Below are 16,642 nucleotides of genomic sequence, written 5' to 3' on the forward strand. Positions count from 1 at the left end.
CGACGAATATGCGATCGGTTTCATTGAACGCGGTGGGCAGGCCTACACGCGCGGCGGCAAGGAGCGGCTGATCCTACCGGTAGGAACCATCTGCGTGATCAATCCGGGCCAGCTCCACGAGGGCAGGGGCGCGACCGAAGCCGGCTGGGATTATCGGATGATCTACTTTTCGTCCGAGGTGGCCGCCATGGTATTGGCGGACATTGAGCCGGTTAGCGCGAGCGGCTTGCCGTTCTTCGCGGAAACGGTCATTGACGACCCCGACACATTGCAGGCGCTGTATGCCGCGCACGTGTGCTCCGAGTCTTCCGACGCATCGCAACTCGAAAAGGCATCGCGCCTGATTCATGCTCTGCGCCAACTCATGACGCGGCACGGCCAGGGCGTGACGCGTGCGCAACTGCCGCGCGCCGCGGATCTGCTAGGCAAGGAAGACGCGGTCTACATGGTGACGGGCACCATGACGAACCAGGTGGCTATCCGCGCGCATACCGAGCCTGGCAATGCCGTGCTCTTCGATCAAAACGCCCATGTCTACATACTCGAAGGCGGGGCGCCTGCGGCGTATGCCGGCGTGTTGCCACGCTTGTTACCCGGCGTGCGCGGCATCTTCAATGCAAGCGACGTGGAAGCGGCTATTGGCGTGCCCCACCGGTTCTTTCCGGCAACCATTCCCGCTCCCGTCCGGCTGCTGTGTCTCGAGAACACGCACAACATTGGCGGCGGCAAAGTGTGGCCGCTGGAACAACTCAAGGCCGTGTGCGATGCAGGCCGCGAGCGCGGCGTGAAGCGGCATCTGGACGGCGCTCGGCTTTGGCATGCCACGGCCGCGACAGGAATTGCGGAGAGCGAGTACGCCCGGCACTTCGACAGCGTCAGCGTGTGTTTTTCCAAGGGACTGGGTGCGCCTGTTGGATCGGCGCTCGCGGGATCGCGCGAATTCATCACGCGCGCGAGGCGCTTCAAGCAGCAGATTGGCGGTGGTTTCAGACAGGCAGGGATCATCGCGGCCGGTGCGCTTTATGCGTTGCAAAACAACCGGGCGCGACTGATCGAAGATCATGAAAACGCTCGTCTGCTCGCAGAAGGTATTGCTTCGCTGCCTGGTATCGAGATCGATGTGAAGACGGTCGAGACGAACATCGTCAGGTTCGCCGTGACGTCCTTGCCTGCGGGTGAGTTTGTCGAGCGCTTATACGAGAAGGGCCTGTATGTGCTGCCCTCCGGTACCGATGGCGTGCGCGCAATTCCGTATCTGAACATTTCGAAATCGCAGGTTCAGGAAGCTATCGGGATCATTGCGTCCGTGGCCGAAGCGTATGCGGACAAGGCTGGTGCATTGGCCGGACAAACGGCAACGCGCGGCGCGGGGTATTAAAGGAGCAGCGACAGCCCTCGGTCACCGCTGCTTGCTATTTACCAGTTACGTTGGCGCTCCGGCTTGCCGCCTGGGATCGGCCTTCATGAATGCCGGATGCTCGTCACATGCAGCCATGATGCGGTCGATAGTCGGCACATCGGGGATGACGATCTTGAACACGCGCGTCACCGCAACAATGCTTGCGAGGCAAATATCCGCCATGGTGGGTTCATCGCCGTGACAGTACTTGCCTGTTTCCGGCGCGCCCGCCAGACGCTCCTCAACGGCGGCCAGGCCCGTGCCGAGCCACTTGATTTGCCATGCGCGCCACGCGGCATCGTCGAATCCGCCCGTTGTCTGAAGATACTTTTTCACGCGCGGCACGACCATCGGATGGGTATCGGCGGCACACATGGACGCAATGGAGCGCACGCGTGCACGACCGTACAGATCGGTTGGCAACAAAGGCGGCGACGGCTGCAATTCGTCGAGGAATTCAATGATGGCGAGCGATTGCGTCAGCGGTTCGTGCCCTTCGGAAACCAGCGCGGGAATGGATCCTAGCGGACTGATCTTCAGGAATTCGGCGCTGCGTTGTTCGCCTGCGTCGAGGTCGATGTTTTGTTCGTGCGCGCTCAGGCCCTTCAAACTTAGGGCGACACGTACGCGAAACGCGGCGGACGAGCGCCAGAATGCAAAGAGTTCGAATTGCGCTTGCTCTGACATGAGGATCTTCCTTCTTGGTGGACGGAAACGGCGACACGTTGGTTAAGTCGTCATCTATTAACTATGCATCAAAGTGCTATAGCCTGCGTCCACATCTTGCATGTCAGCAAGATCCGTCATCTCCACAAACACCGATGCCCGGCGAACCTGAGTTCGCCGGGCATCGGCTTCCTGCCACGTTTTAAACTTCAACCTCGATCAGTTATGCGAGAAGAGCGAACGTGTGTTGTTGGCTTGATCCCGTTCACCGGATTGTGTCGTGGTGCTACGCACGCCGCCATAAGCCCTTGCGTCAGGGTTATTCGCCGCACTTTCTGCTGCGATGGTCTGCGCGCTTTGGCCACGTTGCGAAGACGGTGCGCCGACTTGCGGGTTGTACGAAGGCGCCGGGCCATAACCGCTGCTGGCAAACGCGGGTGCTGCAAAGGCGGCAGATACGGCGACTAACAACGATGCAATAAGGGTCTTGTTCATGATGTGCTCCGATGCATATTAGTACTTCATTCATGGGCTACGCAGCGGTCTTGCTGTTTGGTGCGCTGCGTCGATGGAATGGAGTATATGCGCGGACTATCGAAATATTGTACCGATAGAGGGGAATTGTTAATCCACACAAATCGAACAATCAGGCGCACTGAACTTAGCGGAATTCGCTAAAGAAAATAGGTCGTGATAACGCCAATAAGAGAAGGCTTAGCGGCAGAGCGTTTAACAAGGGTCTAAGCGCCTCTAGCTACCTTGCACGGGCAGTTCCTTTAACTCCACGTCCGGCGCCATGGTATTTCCCACGGCCGCGGCAGGGACATTAACCGACGACTGCTCAAGCTGGTTGCTGCCTTTACTCGCCAGCGCGGCGCAATCGCCCATTGGCAAACGCTTGACCACGATATACGCAACCAGCATGGCCATCGTGCCGAAAATTGCATTACCGGCGGCCTGTCCGATCATTACGCCGACCGGTCCATGGCGCATCCCGGCCGCAACAAACGGCACCGTGCCGATGGTCGCACGCCCCCAGTTGAACAGCGTCGATAACAACGGCCGATCAAGATTGTTGAAGGTCGCATTCGCCACGAACTGGCAACCGACGAACGCATAGCTCGCGACCAGCCACGAACAGAATGCCGTGATGATGACGGCGGTGTCGCCGCGAGCCGAGAACGCGCGGATCAGGCCACCCTGAGCGAGCGCCAGCACGATCCACGCAACCACGACCGTCAGCAGTACGAACACCAGGCTGTTGCGAACCGTTTCGCGAATCCGGTCCGCTCGGCCTGCTCCAAGGTTCTGCGCGATGATCGGACCGACCGCGCCGGTCAGCGCATAGATCACCGCGAAGGCCACAGGCGTGATGCGGTCGATAGTCGCTTGCCCCGCCACGGCGGCAGCACCAAAACTGGCCATTGCATGCGTTACGTATGCACTGGCGACAGGCGTGGCGAGGTTGGTCAGCACGGCGGGGAGGGCCACCTTCATGACCGGCTGGCTGTTGGACCACAAGCGTGCAAAGCGGACGCGGGCAATGAGGTCGTTGACCCGGGTCGCGCCATAGAGGCCAACGAGCGCGAGCGCGACACGCGCAATATCGTTCGATATGGCCGCGCCCGTCAGCCCGAGATGGAAACCGAAGATCAGGATAGGGTCAAGGATCGCGGTCACGACGGCTGCGGTCAGCGTGACGCTCATTGCCCGGTGGGCATCGCCGACAGAACGCATCAGGGCGGCCGTGCACATGCCGATAGCGAGGAACACGTACGTGGGCGCGGTGATCAACAGGAAGCTGCGCGTCAGCACGCGCGTTTCGCCGGCCGCGCCGAGCGCGTTGAGGATCGGGTCGAGAAAGAGCAGCGTGAGGGCGCTCAGTACGAGCGTGATGACAATCATCAGCACGAGACTCGCCGACGCCACTTGCCGCGCTTTAGTCCGCTGTCCCGCACCGAGCAGCCGCGCGACTGTCGCGCTGACACCGATGGTCATGCCGATGGAAATGGCGGTGTGAAAGAAGTTGATGGTCCCGGCGAACCCGACGGCCGCAGCCACCGATGTATCGCCCAGCAGCGATACATAAAAAAGATTGGCCAGGTCGACCGCGAACACGGCCATCAATCCGATCGCCCCGGTTCCTGCCATGACCACGACATGCCGCAAGGTCGAGCCGTGTACGAAGCGAGCGGAGTCAACCTGGCGTTTTGTTGTCATGGGTTGGCGAATGGAGGAGGCGACTGCAGTGAGCGAATGATCGCATGAATGAACTTCGTTTCCCGGACTGCAAGGATGATCGTCCAACGTTATGCATTTAGTGGAAACGAATGCAGCGTTCTACGTGCGTTGCGGGAACAGTATCCTGTTCGTGTTACGGCTTCTCCACGTCAGGGCATTTTCGAGACAATCGATCGCCTACAATGTCCCTGGACGCCGTGCGCCGGACTTGCGACAAAGCATGAATGTTTCGGGAACGTGTCTTGCACGGCGACTTCACGAAGCAGCGAACGCGCTGCTTTATAACGTCGCTTTACAACGTCGCTTTACAACGTCTTCAACTTCGTCGACCAAGGGATAAATATCATGAGCATTTTTGGCACGATCCTGAGCAAGATTTTCCCTTCAAGCCACCCCGCTGTGACAGCACCTGTGGCGCCTGAAGCAGACCCAACCACGGCGCCCGCCGCTGCTCCGGCACCGGCCGTGGCTGCAGCAGAGCCGGTGGATGTCGAAGCAGTCCTGACTGCCATGCAGGCGAATACGTCGGAGCAATTGAACTGGAAGACATCGATTGTTGACCTGATGAAGTTGCTCGGCCTCGACAGCAGCCTCTCTGCCCGCAAAGAGCTGGCTGGCGAGTTGCATTATTCGGGCGACACTAACGACTCCGCATCGATGAACATCTGGTTGCAGAAAGCCGTGATGGCACAGCTTGCAGCCAATGGCGGGAAGGTGCCGGACAGCTTGAAGGGCTAAGCTCCGGTGCGTTTGCGTCGCCTTCGCGGCGACCGCTGGCACGCCTGTGCGAAGAGTTGATGTTTCGCGAGGTAATCAGACGTGCCAGCGGTATTACGCAGACTGTTAAAGTCTGCGTAACGTCATGACCTTGTCACATGTTTTTTAAAAAACTGCGCTATGCGATGAGCGTGGTTATCGTTCCAGCTTCAGCGCCTTCCCATATCCCGTCAATTCCAGATAACCGTGACCTAAGGCTTTACCGTCACGACTCACTCGTACCGCTCCCTCCCAATACACCGCGCCAGTCGACTGGCTGGAGTCGAGCTCCTGATCTTCCATCAATGGATCGAGCTGCCACGTAAGCGCGCCAGTCCTGACCGTCTCCGATACCGGGTAAGACGTACCCGTGCGAGGCGAGCGCCACGTCTTGCGCGGCGTGAAGTCGACTTGGTCCCCTTCGAATGCAGTCACGTGCCCGCTTGCATCGCGAAGCGTTGCGTGTGACCAGACTGCTCCGCCGTTTTGTCCGCGCACCTTGAAAGCCATCAGTGCCGATCCGTCCGATAAATTGGCGCCTAGCCAATCCCATCCCGTGGCATCGCTGCTAAGTACCGTGCTCGACCATTCGTGATCCAGCCACGCCGATCCGGTCACTGCCGTGCTCAGCCCGGCCTTGCCGTTCGTGTTGGAAGCGCGCGTGACCTTGCCGCTCACGCGCAGTTGCGGCTCGCTGTAGTAGTAACTCGCTTGCGCCGCCAGCGGACCTTTGCGCGAGTAACCTTTGTCGCCCTGCAGCAGCGGTGCCTGAGTTGGCATGAGCGACAGGTCCAGCGTGAAATCGGCGGCATTCACCGTGACGGTGTAGTGACCATCGGCTGCGCGCACGAGTTGCCAGGCGTCGAGCTTGACATCGGTGTTATCGGTCTTCGCATAAGCGAGGCCAAAGCCCTGACGCGCAATCTTCTGATCGTGAACGAGCCGACCCAATGAAGGATCACTAAGCGCCGCATGAGCGATGATCAACTGCGACGGCGCGAACGCACTCGGGTCAGCGGGATCGTGTCCCGTGGCCGAGCGAAAGAACGTGATCTGGAAACCAAGCGGTTTGCCGTCCGGTTGATTGAGCCAACCCGTTGCGTACCACCACTCAGTGCGAAAGGCCGGATGCGCGCCCGTGTCTTGCGGGAAGACAAGCGGATGATTTTCGGTGACTGTGGCGAATTCCATCGCCATGGAAGGCGTGCTGAACACGCAGCAAGCACCTGCGATCAAGGCGTATCGCCGAGCATGATTCAAGGCGCTTGGGAGGCCGCGCATTACCAGTCCTCCTTCACTGCGCGCACGGCATCGAGAGATACCGCGTTGCGTCCTGCGACCACCGCTGTTGCACATGACGAGATCAGCATGACGAGCGCCACGGTACTCACCACATGCCATGGAATATGCATCGACATGCTCCAGTGGAATGACTGTGGATTAACCACAAAGACCAGGATCAGGCTGATTGCCCAGCCCAGGATAAAGCCCACGGCAATGCCGAGCGCCGTTAGCATGCCGGCTTCCGCCGCGAGGATCTCGAGCACCTGACGACGCGTTACGCCGACGTGCCGCAACATGCCGAACTCGCGTGCACGAGCGAGTGTCTGCGCTGAGAACGTTGCCGCGACGCCGAACAGTCCGATCACAATGGCCACCGCTTCCAGCAGATAGGTCACCGCGAAACTCCGGTCGAAAATGGTCAGCGTTCGCGCACGGATATCGCCGGGTTCAGCGAACTGCATCGCGGCGCTGAAGGGCAATTTGCGCAAATTCGCAATGACGCTTTCCACGTTTGCACCGGGGTCGACCGTGATTGCGGCATCGGTGGCGCCTGTGTCGCCGGTGAGGCGCCGGTAGTCTGGCAGCCGCAACTGGATCGCGCCCGTTTGGCGCACGTAGTCACGCCATATGCCAGATACGACGAAGGTTTCGCCGTGAGTGCCGATCGACAACTTGAGTCTTTGCCCCAGCTTGTATTGATACAAGTCGACCATCGCTTCCGATACCCATATGGGCGTCTCGCCATCGTGCAGGGCGGATGGCGGGAGCACGGGGCCGGTCATCTGCATGACGCCGCCGGGATCGGCTGCATCGATGTCACGCGCGAGCACGGCCACCGCGGGGCGCGCGGGGTCGAGCGTGAGGTGCGATGTGCGTGTGAACGCGGCACCCTTGACGCCAGGCGTCGTGGCGATCGCTGTTTGTTCGCCGGGACTCAGGCTCGCAGTGTCGCCATTGGCGGCGACTCGAACATACAGGTCGGCCGACAAAAGATGCGTCAGCCATTCATCGACGGACACGCGGAAGCTCGCGACCATGATGGCCATCGCGACGATCAGCGCAAAGCTCGACAGAACGCCGCCCATGGCGATGGATGCCTGGCCGGGTGCATTGGCGAGGCGGGCAAGCGCCAGCGTCGTGACGGCGCGTGTCCGGCGTTTTGTATGCCATCGGCTCAGTGCAGTGAACACAATCGCCGTGCAACGCGGCATCAACGCAATACCGCCAACCAAAAGCAACGCAACGGCTAGATAACCGAGGATAGGGACATCGAATAACGGCGGCAGGAGCGCCAGGATGCCTGCCATCACGAGGCAAATCACGGCCGGCCACGGCGTTGCCAGCCGCGCTAGCGCGCCTTCTTCGCTGCCTGCTTTGAGCGTCGCCGCCGGCCGTGCGCGCGCCGCTTCCAGCGCCGGCACGAGACTGCCCAGCACGGATACGCCGATACCCAGCGCAAGAAAGATGGCGCTTGCAACGGGCTCGAAACTGACATGAGGCTGCACGCCCGGAAAGTAGCCGCCGCCCAGGTCACTGCCGAAGAAACGCAGCGCGATGCTCGACAGCACGTAGCCCAGCACGAGGCCGAGCACAGAGCCAAACACACCAAGAAGCGCGCCTTCCATCAATATCTGGCGTAGAAGCTGGCGGCGTGTATAGCCCAGTACGCGAAGCATCGCGAACTGCGCGCGGCGGCGGACGACCGCTAACGCTTGCGTCGAGAACACGAGAAATGCGCCGGTGAAAAGCGCCACCAGCGCGAGCACATTCATGTTGATGCGGTAAGCGCGAGAGAGGCGGTCGGTGCGGTTTTCATCGTCGCGTGTTTCGGCTACGACCAGTTGGTTGCCAAGCCGCTCCTGCAACTCGCGTTTGAAGCGATCCCGGTCGACGCCGCGTTGCAGTTGCAAGTCGATGCGAGAGAGTTTCCCTTCGAGTCCGAAACGCCACTGGGCGGCGGCGATATCCATTACCGCGACCCGTTGTCCAGGGCGCGTCCTGACCAGGCCGCCGGCTACCCGGAAACGTACTGTCGATGTACCGCTAAGGAGCCCGATATATTCGCCGGGCGTCGCGTGAAGCCACTGTTGCGCAGCGGATGAGAGGAAGATGGCATCGTCGGAAAGGGTATCGAGAGGACGCTGCGCAGCTGGCACGCCGATCAGTTCGGGCGCGATGCGGCTCGCCCTGAGGACATCGATGCCAAGCACTTTCAACGCAGCGGTCTGCCCGGGCACGGTTACGTCCAGATCCAGAACGGGGCTGGCGAGCGCCACGCCCGGTGTTGTCGCGAGACGCGGGTACCAGTTTTCATCGAAGGTGGGCTGAGCGCCACGGACTTGCAAGTCGGCCTCGCCGGAAAGGCTCTTGGCGGCTGCGGAAAACTCGTTGAACGCGGCACTGTTGATGAGTTGCACGGCATAGCCGAGCGCCACGCCTAGCGCAATGGTTGCGATCGCGACTATTGCGCGAGCCGGATGACTGCGCCACTCCGCACCGAGCAGCCAGCGCGCGAGGAGCTGGCCACCGGCGATCCGCCGGGAGGGTTCCGTCACAAGCTGACTCACGAGCGTTCACCGACGGACCGCGCCGGTTGCGCGGCGTGCAACCCATGCTCGCTCAGAATAAGTATCCTGTCCGCGCTCGCTGCTGCCGCGATGGAGTGCGTGACCATGATGGCTGCGGCGCCGTTCGCCTTGATCTCCGCACGGAACAGCGAGAGCACCTCTTGCGCGGTTTCCGGATCGAGGTTACCGGTGGGTTCGTCGGCCAGGATCAACGTGGGCCGATGCACGAGCGCACGGGCGATGGCAACGCGCTGCAATTCTCCACCCGATAGCTGTCGCGGGAAATCATCGCCGCGTCCGCCCAGGCCGACCGCTTCAAGCAAGTCGAGCGCACGAGCGGGTGACGTGTCGTTGAGCAATAGCGGAAGCGCGACATTTTGAACCAGCGTGAGATGCGGCAGGACGTGAAACGCCTGGAACACGAAGCCGAGTTTTTGACGCCGGAGGCGAGTGGCGGCGTTATCGTCGAGATTGGAGATCGCCGCGCCGTCGATCAGCACTTCGCCGCTGTCGGCTTGATCGAGGCCCGCGATCAGGTTCAGAAGCGTCGACTTGCCGACACCCGAGTCACCCATGATCGCAACGAATTCCCCGGGATCAAGCGAGAAATCGAGGTTTGCCAGTAACACCCGGCCAGCGCCGTATGCCTTGCTCAAGCCGCGACATTCGAGTGCGGGAGAAACGCCGTTATTGCCGAGAGTCATGGAGATCGAGTCGTCAGTGAGTGGAGCTGGCATGCAGGCCTCCACTGTGACAGAGAAGTGCCGCGCGTGTGCAAGGCACGGCTACGACGGAGCACTCCTCATTCCTGATCGCCGTTTAGCGTGCGAGCTTCTCGACATAAAACGCCGCAGTCTCGTAAGGAACCGTGACCACGTCTTTATCCGCGAGCAGTGGTTCAGCGGCGATCAGCGCCCTGACTTCGCTGTCGATCTTCTCGCGCGCGTCCGCTGCGAGCGCCGCAATAAAGCTGGTGGAGCGCACGCGGTTCACGATTACGTCCTCCGGCGACCCCGTATGACCGATGCTGAAATGGTGTTCATTGAGCGCGCCAAAGCCTTCGTGTGGAAACGCGGCTCGCCAGGCGCCGGTGTAATAACGCGGGGTATCGCCTTCCACTCGATTCACGATCGCGTCGAGCCGGGCGACCCACGGCACGCCGGCGTCCCTTAGGTTCCAGATCAGACCGAGCTTGCCGCCCGGTTTCAAGACCCGAAGTATTTCCGCCAGCGCAGCGTGCGTCGAGAACCAATGGAATGATTGCGCGCACACCACTGCATCAACCGATGCATCGGGAAGCGGGATTGAGTCAGCTGTGCCCGCGTGCGTCTCCACTTGCGGAAGCGCTGCGGACAGCTTCCCGAGCATCGCGGCGACGGGTTCGACCGCGATCACCCTGGCGCCCGTGCCGATCAACCGCGGCGTAAATTTTCCGGTGCCCGCGCCGAGATCCACGACGGTTGTTCCAGCGCGAAGCCCGAGCTGATCACGCAACCAGTCCGCGATCTCAGGCGGGTAATCAGGCCGGCCGCGGACATAGGTTTCCGCAGTGGTCGTGGTGGCGTAGCCGTCTGCTGCGGCGTGATGTATGCCTTTTAATGCCTTGTTCATCGTTTGCTCCTGCTTGCTGGATTCGACTTTGCCAACGACGATTTTAAACCCTTCCATCCACGCCGATGTGTACGCACGAGCGATCTAACAGCGTTGTCATTCATAATTCGAGAATCGCGACTCTGGTTCGGGCGGTGAAGGCAATGGCGTATAGCCGGGAATGCTCGCTTTAAATTGCTCGGACAGCCCGTTATCGATCTTCGTCAGACCCTTGAATTGAAGCTGCAACAGGACGCGGGTAGCGCTGCTGGCCGTGGTCGTCGAGGTCGCTATATTCGTGTATTTCTGCACCGCGAAGCTGAGCGACCAGCAATCGGCGTCGTACTGAATGCCGAGCAACCCCGCCACCAGACGATGCGCAACCATGTCGTAATTGGCCTGCCCGACCGCGTAGAGCTTTCTGGTCAGCGGCCATTGACCGGATGTCACGATCTGGTTTTCCGCTTCGTTTTCCAGGTCCTCATCGGCGCGGGTATATCGATAAGCAAGACTGACTACTTCCCGATCTCCCGGTTTCCAGGTGAAGCCGGAGGTGCCCTGATCCAGCTGGTTGCGTTGCTCGTCGTATTGCACCGCTTGCTCGGTCGTGAGGCCCGGGCCTATCTTCAGTGAGGCCCCGACAATGACGTCGCTTCCGCGCACGTCGGTCACGGATTCGCCCGGCTCCAGGACCACTTGCGGGTTGGTGAAATAGTATTCTTGCGCGACCACGAAGCGGGCCCGTTCATCGCCCGTCGCCTGATTGATGAAGCGGGTTGTAATGGCGGCAGTCAAACGGTTCAGGTCGGCAACCCGATCGCCGCCAACGAAGGTGTTGTCGGTGAAGATCTGGGCCAGTCCAAAGTCCTCCTCGCCGGTGTCGAAGACCGGTGCGAACGTCTGGTTCCGATACGGCGTATAGACGTAGTAGAGCCGAGGTTCCAGCGTCTGGATATAGTCCGTTCCAAACAGACGAATGCTGCGTTCGAACACGAGGCCTGAGTCCAGGCTGAGTGTGGGCACATTGAACGAGAAGCTGTTCGGCTGGCCCGTTGGGGCGGTGCTTCCGATTGACGACAGGTCGTAAGCCACGTAGTGCCACTGAACCTTTGGCGTGACGAACCATCCCGGACCGGATAGCGGATAACTGACGTAGGGATTGAATGCAAATCGGCTGCCTTCCGTGGAGTCGGCCGTGGAAATGGTGAAGCGCGTGACGTCAGCCTCGGCGCCGAAATCAAATCCGCCCATGTTGTACTGATTGTATTTGACGTCCAGTTCAGGCGCACGATTGTAGGGCGGCGCGGTGCTGAACGATTGCCAACGCTGTTCCCGCGCCAGCACCGACCATGGACCGTTGTTGTAGGTCACGCCCGCCTCTTGCTGGAAGATGTCCTGCCCATTGACCAGCGACGCGGTATTCGAGTTAAGGTCCGTGGTCACGTTGACGTCCGACACCTTCGAATAGTTAACATACGCTGCCAAGCCACCGCCAAAATTCTGGTTGTGCGTGACGTTGATCGAATAACGGTTGGTCCTGGTCAGGGCGTCGTCGGGTAAATAAGCAATCGTCACTGAACCAGAATAGGCCGGCGATAGATAGCGGTAATTTGTTGTCAGCATCGCGCCGCGTTTGGACATGTAGCGCGGCGTTACGGTCAGGTCGTAGTTCGGCGCAATGTTGAAATAATACGGTACGGTGAGGTCGAATCCATTCGTCGAACTCAGCGAGAAAGTAGGTGGAAGAAAGCCGCTTTGACGAGCGCTGGACAGTGGAAACGACAACCACGGACTTGCAAAAATGGGCACGCCCTGGAAGAACAACACGCCGTTGTGAGCAATGCCTTCGTTCGACCCCTGGTCCATGTCGAAACTTGCTGCCTTGAGGTACCAGGCCGGGTCGGTTTCGCATTGACATGCGGTGTAGGTGCCGTGATGCACGACTGAACGTTCGTTATCGATCAGATCGATGCTATCGGCACTCCCCGAACCGCCTGTCAAGTTGAAGTGATAGGTCGGGGTGGTCATGGTGCCTTCGTCGGCCTCGACCTGCAGATGGGCTTCGGGGCCGGCAAAGACATCGTAGTTATCGACTATGCGCACGTGACCGTATGCATCGGTCACGTTGCGGTCGATGTCGTAATGAACGGCGTCGCCTTTGACAATAGCCGCGCTGCGCCGAAGCTCTCCGTGACCCTTGAGCGACAGGTCGCGGTCCTCGTCGCCGTCTGCCGCATCGCCTATTCCAAATACGGCGGTAGACGTGTTTGGCGGTATCGGATGCTCGGTCATTTCAGGAGCGAGTCGAAGGCCCCACGGCGGATCGATGGGTTCAGACTGTGCTGCGGCGCCACTGAGTTGCGCGAGCGCGGGCGCGGGTGCGAGAGACATGGCGATCGCCACTGCGACGGCGATATGGCGCACGCGCGGCGTGAGCCCGATGAGCGTGTCTGCTGACTGCACGGGCTAGAACGACGTGCCAATCTGGAACTGGAATTTCTGGTATTGGTCTCCCGCGTGCCGCACGATCGGCAAACCGAAGTCCAGCTTGAGCGGTCCGATAGGGGAGATCCACTCAAGTCCCGCGCCATAGCTGTATCGCAGGCCATTGGCACCCACGCTGTCGCCCTCGTTGCCCCAGACGTTGCCGCCGTCGACAAAAGTAAAGACGCGCAGGGTACGGTCGTAACCCGTACCGGGTAGCGGGAAAGTCATTTCTATATTGCCGACGATCATTTTCGACCCGCCGATAGGATCGCCGGTCGTAGCGTCGCGAGGTCCGAGCGAACCGGACTCGTAGCCCCGCACCGATCCAATCCCGCCGCCATAGTAGTTCTTGAAGATGGGGTAGGCGTCGCCGCTTATGCCGTGGCCATAGCCCGCCTGGAAGTTCATGCCGAAAATGAAACCCCGGGCCGGCGTGTAATAGTACTGAGCCTGAACATCTGATTTGTAGTACTGGGTATTTCCTGCTGGTGTTCCAAGCTCTCCGTTGGCCTGGAGGAAATAGCCTTTGCTCGGGATCAGCGCACTGTCGCGTGCGTCGTGCGACCAGCCCACCGTGACCGGGACGTTGTTCACCACGCGACCGAACTCGGCAACATAATCCAGGTAGCTTTGCGGCGTGGTCGAGTCCGTGTTGAACCGGTCCTGCTCGAAGCCGGCGCCAAAATAAACCACGTCCGACTCGGAGAACGGTATGCCGAACTTCATATCCGCGCCGACCGACGTAATACGAAAACTCGTGTCGCTAAAGTTGTAAAGCGGGTAGGTGGTCCGGTAGTACATGTCGGTGATGCGCTTGATGCCATCGATCGTAAAGTACGGATCGGTTTGCGTGACAGACAGGGTCCGGTACGTCGCTGCCGTATTCACGTTTAGTGCGAGCGTTGTTCCAGAGCCAAACACGTTGTCTTGCGATACGCCCGCGGACAACACGACCTTGTCGCTCGAGTCATAGCCTGCGCCCAGCGTGATCGCGCCCGTTGGTTTCTCTTCCACCTTCACGTCTACATCGACCTCGTCGGTGGTGCCCGGAACCGGCACTGTGGTGACCTCGGTGTTCGTAAAGTAGCCTAGCCGATCAATCCGTTCCTTCGAGAGCTTCAGCCGGCTGCTGTCGAACCATGAGCTTTCAATCTGGCGCATTTCGCGGCGTATCACTTCGTCGCGCGTCCGGGTGTTGCCTTCAATGTTCACGCGGCGCACATATACGCGGCGCCCCGGATCGACCTGCAATGTCAACGCGACCGTGTGATGAACCTGATCGATCTCCGGCTGGGCGTTGACCTGTGCGAACGCATAGCCATACTCTCCTAGCTTGTCTACCAGTCCCTGGGTCGTGGCCTGTAATTTTTCGGCCGAGAAACGTTCGCCCGCGTGAATCAACACCAGCTTTTGCAGCTCGGCGTTGCGATCGAGCAAGTTGCCACCTAGCCGGATGCTTGAAATAGTGTACGGCTCGCCCTCATGAATAGTGACGGTCAGGTACATGTCTTTCTTGTCGGGCGAGATCGACACTTGCGTGGAGTCAATGTTGAACTCCAGATAGCCGCGGTCCAGGTAATACGAGCGCACCTTTTCCAGATCGCCCGTTAGCTTGTCTTTCGCGTAGAGGTCGTTCTTCGTGTACCAGGAAAACCAGTTTGGCGTCGATAACTGCATTTCGTCGAGCAGTGTCGCCGAGCTGACAACCTGATTGCCCATGAAGTTGATCTGGCGAATTTTCGCGCTTGGACCTTCGGTGACCGAGAACAGGATGGATACCCGGTTGCGGTCGATCGGCGTGACCGTGGTGCTCACCTCGGCGGCGTAATAACCGCGTGTCAGGTATTGGCGTTTCAGTTCCTGTTCGGCTTTGCTGACAAGCGCCTTGTCGTATGTGCTGCCTTGCGACAAGCCGACTGAGTGCAATGCTTTGGTGAGGTTGTCCTTGTCGAACTCGTGGATGCCTGCAAAGTCGATTGACGAGACAGCAGCGCGCTCCTGTACTTTCACAATGACCACATTCCCTAGCGTCTCGACCTGAACGTCGTCGAAGAAACCGGTTGCGTGGAGAGCGCGGATGGTTTCGGACGCTTTGTCGTCTGAGAAGACATCGCCTCGCTTGAGCGGGACGTAGGCGAAGACCGAGCTGGGCTCAATGCGCTTCAGGCCCTCGATCTGTATGTCCCGGATGACAAAACTGCTGGTCGCTGCATAGACGGAAGGAGCCAGGAAAACGTTCAATGCAATGGCGACGGCCGAGTGAGCGGTGCGCGATTTCCGGAAGAGTCGGAAGGGTCGAAAGTTGAATTTCATTTGATGTACTTGACGAGCATATCGGCCCGAATGTGTTGCCCTGCTTTTGCGCGTCTTATCAGACGTGATCGGACGTGTTCGAACGTGTTCGGTGCCGTGCTGGCCGGGACTTGCGTCTTCTGGCCGCTCAGGAAATTCGTTGCACGAGCCGGAGATCCGGTTATCGGGTTATTGCAAGGGGCCGCTCGCGTGCGCTGGAATCTGAACCAGTCGTGCCGCCGATATCAGCGCGTCGACCATCGGAGGAATTTGTTCCCGGGGAAGGCAGAAGGAAATGTTGGCGCCGCCTTGCAGCCGGAACGTAAGGACCAGGCTCTTGCCGCTGTCGATCGCGCCGAGCTCCCATCCTTCGCAGCCCATCGCGAAGTTGATGTGGGGCGTTCGCTCGAGCATTCGCTCTGATTGCATGATCGCGGCGGGAAGCACGGCGAGCAGTTCGCGGAATACCGAGTAATGGAACGTCAAGGTTGCGCGGTCGCTATGCACCACCATATGTTGACCGTCAGGTTCGAGTTCGATACGTTCGATGGAAGCAACTCGCACGGACTCAGGCAGATCTATCTTTTCTATACTTTCTGCTCGAACCGGTGTATCGATTTTTTCTTTCACCAATGGCATAGTTTGTTATCCTTATTTAGTGAGTAAGGTTTCAAAGGGCGAACAGCAGCTTTGGGGCAGGCGAGCTGTCTTTAGGTTCAGTTACAGGCGGATTCGAAAAAGAGCAGGAATCTCTTTTCCTTGTTGCCGCTGGGATCCCCTGGTATTAGCGGGCGCGGTTTCGCCGCGAGGCGGCCGTGTCTTCCGCTGTATGACGGAAGAGCGCTGCGCGTTCCCGGCCCGCCGACATTGCTACGAGCATTTCCGAAAACAACGGCGTTGAACTGGCTCGCAGAACCGCTGCAAGAACCTGTGCTGAAAGAATCTGTTTCATGGTGACTGCCCTCGCATGCAAGTCGCTAGACGAGTCACTAAAGTAGCTCGCTATATGACGCGGTGCGTTACCGCTTCGTTACCGTATTTCTCACTGGAAATAGGGTGTGCATCGGTTGATCGTCGAGACGGCGAAAAGAGATGCGATACGTGGGCAGGGCGGTCAGGCTTGTGGCTAAAGCCTCCGATCAGGTTTGCTGCAAGCTCTGGACTATCTTTCTCACGCGGGAAGGGCGCTTAAGGCGGCACTCGTGACGGATACAGAGTGCGTGCCTGGAGACACGGTGAAATGCTTGGTGAGGAATTGGCGCAACCTGCTTGACTATTCGGGGATGCGGTCACGTCTTCAGGACGATCGCTTGTTTACGTTTCGATGGTGGCTTAGTTAGAGCAGCTGTCGTTTCTCCGC

General features: G+C 59.5%; 11 protein-coding genes and 1 pseudogene. 2 read left to right on the plus strand and 10 right to left on the minus strand.

Translation table 11 applies throughout. The annotated features are described in order from the left end of the window. Window positions 1-13: 13 nt before the first annotated feature. Window positions 14-1,378, plus strand: coding sequence for a GntG family PLP-dependent aldolase (locus tag ACSQ83_RS33255; RefSeq protein ID WP_436231037.1), 1,365 nt, complete (start codon window positions 14-16; stop codon window positions 1,376-1,378). 45 nt (window positions 1,379-1,423) lie between these two features. On the opposite strand, the gene maiA is transcribed toward ACSQ83_RS33255, so the two are convergent. From maiA to ACSQ83_RS33270, 3 genes are all read right to left on the minus strand, one after another. Beyond that, window positions 1,424-2,086, minus strand: coding sequence for a maleylacetoacetate isomerase (gene maiA / locus ACSQ83_RS33260; RefSeq protein WP_436231033.1), 663 nt, complete (start codon window positions 2,084-2,086; stop codon window positions 1,424-1,426). Between the two features lie 198 nt (window positions 2,087-2,284). Then, the gene (locus ACSQ83_RS33265; RefSeq protein WP_414949855.1) at window positions 2,285-2,560 is read right to left on the minus strand and encodes a hypothetical protein; all 276 of its coding nucleotides are present in this window, start codon (window positions 2,558-2,560) and stop codon (window positions 2,285-2,287) included. 255 nt (window positions 2,561-2,815) lie between these two features. Then, window positions 2,816-4,285 carry an MATE family efflux transporter gene (locus ACSQ83_RS33270; protein ID WP_414949857.1) on the minus strand — a complete coding sequence of 490 codons (1,470 nt, stop codon included), beginning with the start codon at window positions 4,283-4,285 and terminating at the stop codon, window positions 2,816-2,818. Window positions 4,286-4,651: 366 nt separating this feature from the next. On the opposite strand from ACSQ83_RS33270, the gene ACSQ83_RS33275 reads away from it, so the two are divergent. Continuing rightward, on the plus strand, window positions 4,652-5,044 hold the full coding sequence (locus ACSQ83_RS33275; protein WP_414949858.1) for a DUF3597 domain-containing protein: 393 nt from the start codon (window positions 4,652-4,654) through the stop codon (window positions 5,042-5,044). A 174-nt stretch (window positions 5,045-5,218) separates the two neighbouring features. On the opposite strand, the gene ACSQ83_RS33280 is transcribed toward ACSQ83_RS33275, so the two are convergent. From ACSQ83_RS33280 to ACSQ83_RS33310, 7 genes and pseudogenes are all read right to left on the minus strand, one after another. Further along, window positions 5,219-6,259: a lipocalin-like domain-containing protein gene (locus tag ACSQ83_RS33280; RefSeq protein WP_436231038.1), complete on the minus strand. Its 1,041-nt coding sequence runs from the start codon at window positions 6,257-6,259 to the stop codon at window positions 5,219-5,221. A gap of 83 nt (window positions 6,260-6,342) precedes the next feature. Continuing rightward, complete coding sequence (locus ACSQ83_RS33285) at window positions 6,343-8,913, minus strand: FtsX-like permease family protein (RefSeq protein WP_436231034.1); 2,571 nt, start codon at window positions 8,911-8,913, stop codon at window positions 6,343-6,345. Next, entirely contained in the window at window positions 8,910-9,617 is a 708-nt protein-coding gene (locus tag ACSQ83_RS33290) for an ABC transporter ATP-binding protein (protein WP_436231039.1), read from the minus strand. The genes ACSQ83_RS33285 and ACSQ83_RS33290 overlap by 4 nt, the downstream gene beginning before the upstream one ends. A gap of 115 nt (window positions 9,618-9,732) precedes the next feature. Next, the gene (locus tag ACSQ83_RS33295; RefSeq protein ID WP_436231035.1) at window positions 9,733-10,524 is read right to left on the minus strand and encodes a class I SAM-dependent methyltransferase; all 792 of its coding nucleotides are present in this window, start codon (window positions 10,522-10,524) and stop codon (window positions 9,733-9,735) included. Between the two features lie 96 nt (window positions 10,525-10,620). Further along, window positions 10,621-12,894: an LPS-assembly protein LptD gene (locus tag ACSQ83_RS33300; protein WP_436231040.1), complete on the minus strand. Its 2,274-nt coding sequence runs from the start codon at window positions 12,892-12,894 to the stop codon at window positions 10,621-10,623. Between the two features lie 75 nt (window positions 12,895-12,969). Continuing rightward, window positions 12,970-15,186: pseudogene (gene bamA / locus ACSQ83_RS33305) on the minus strand (outer membrane protein assembly factor BamA); the annotation flags it as partial. 285 nt (window positions 15,187-15,471) lie between these two features. Beyond that, window positions 15,472-15,921, minus strand: a complete 450-nt coding sequence (locus tag ACSQ83_RS33310; RefSeq protein WP_436231036.1) for a hypothetical protein — start codon at window positions 15,919-15,921, stop codon at window positions 15,472-15,474. Between the last annotated feature and the right edge of the window lie 721 nt (window positions 15,922-16,642).

It is taken from the genome of Caballeronia sp. LjRoot29 (assembly GCF_964252755.1).
GTDB lineage: Bacteria > Pseudomonadota > Gammaproteobacteria > Burkholderiales > Burkholderiaceae > Caballeronia.

Coding starts and splice junctions, on each gene's coding strand:
- maiA (WP_436231033.1), bottom strand. CDS start 2,086: ATGTCAGAGCAAGCGCAATTCGAACTCTTTGCATTCTGGCGCTCGTCC.
- ACSQ83_RS33265 (WP_414949855.1), bottom strand. CDS start 2,560: ATGAACAAGACCCTTATTGCATCGTTGTTAGTCGCCGTATCTGCCGCC.
- ACSQ83_RS33270 (WP_414949857.1), bottom strand. CDS start 4,285: ATGACAACAAAACGCCAGGTTGACTCCGCTCGCTTCGTACACGGCTCG.
- ACSQ83_RS33275 (WP_414949858.1), top strand. CDS start 4,652: ATGAGCATTTTTGGCACGATCCTGAGCAAGATTTTCCCTTCAAGCCAC.
- ACSQ83_RS33280 (WP_436231038.1), bottom strand. CDS start 6,259: ATGGCGATGGAATTCGCCACAGTCACCGAAAATCATCCGCTTGTCTTC.
- ACSQ83_RS33290 (WP_436231039.1), bottom strand. CDS start 9,617: ATGACTCTCGGCAATAACGGCGTTTCTCCCGCACTCGAATGTCGCGGC.
- ACSQ83_RS33295 (WP_436231035.1), bottom strand. CDS start 10,524: ATGAACAAGGCATTAAAAGGCATACATCACGCCGCAGCAGACGGCTAC.
- ACSQ83_RS33300 (WP_436231040.1), bottom strand. CDS start 12,894: ATGTCTCTCGCACCCGCGCCCGCGCTCGCGCAACTCAGTGGCGCCGCA.
- ACSQ83_RS33310 (WP_436231036.1), bottom strand. CDS start 15,921: ATGCCATTGGTGAAAGAAAAAATCGATACACCGGTTCGAGCAGAAAGT.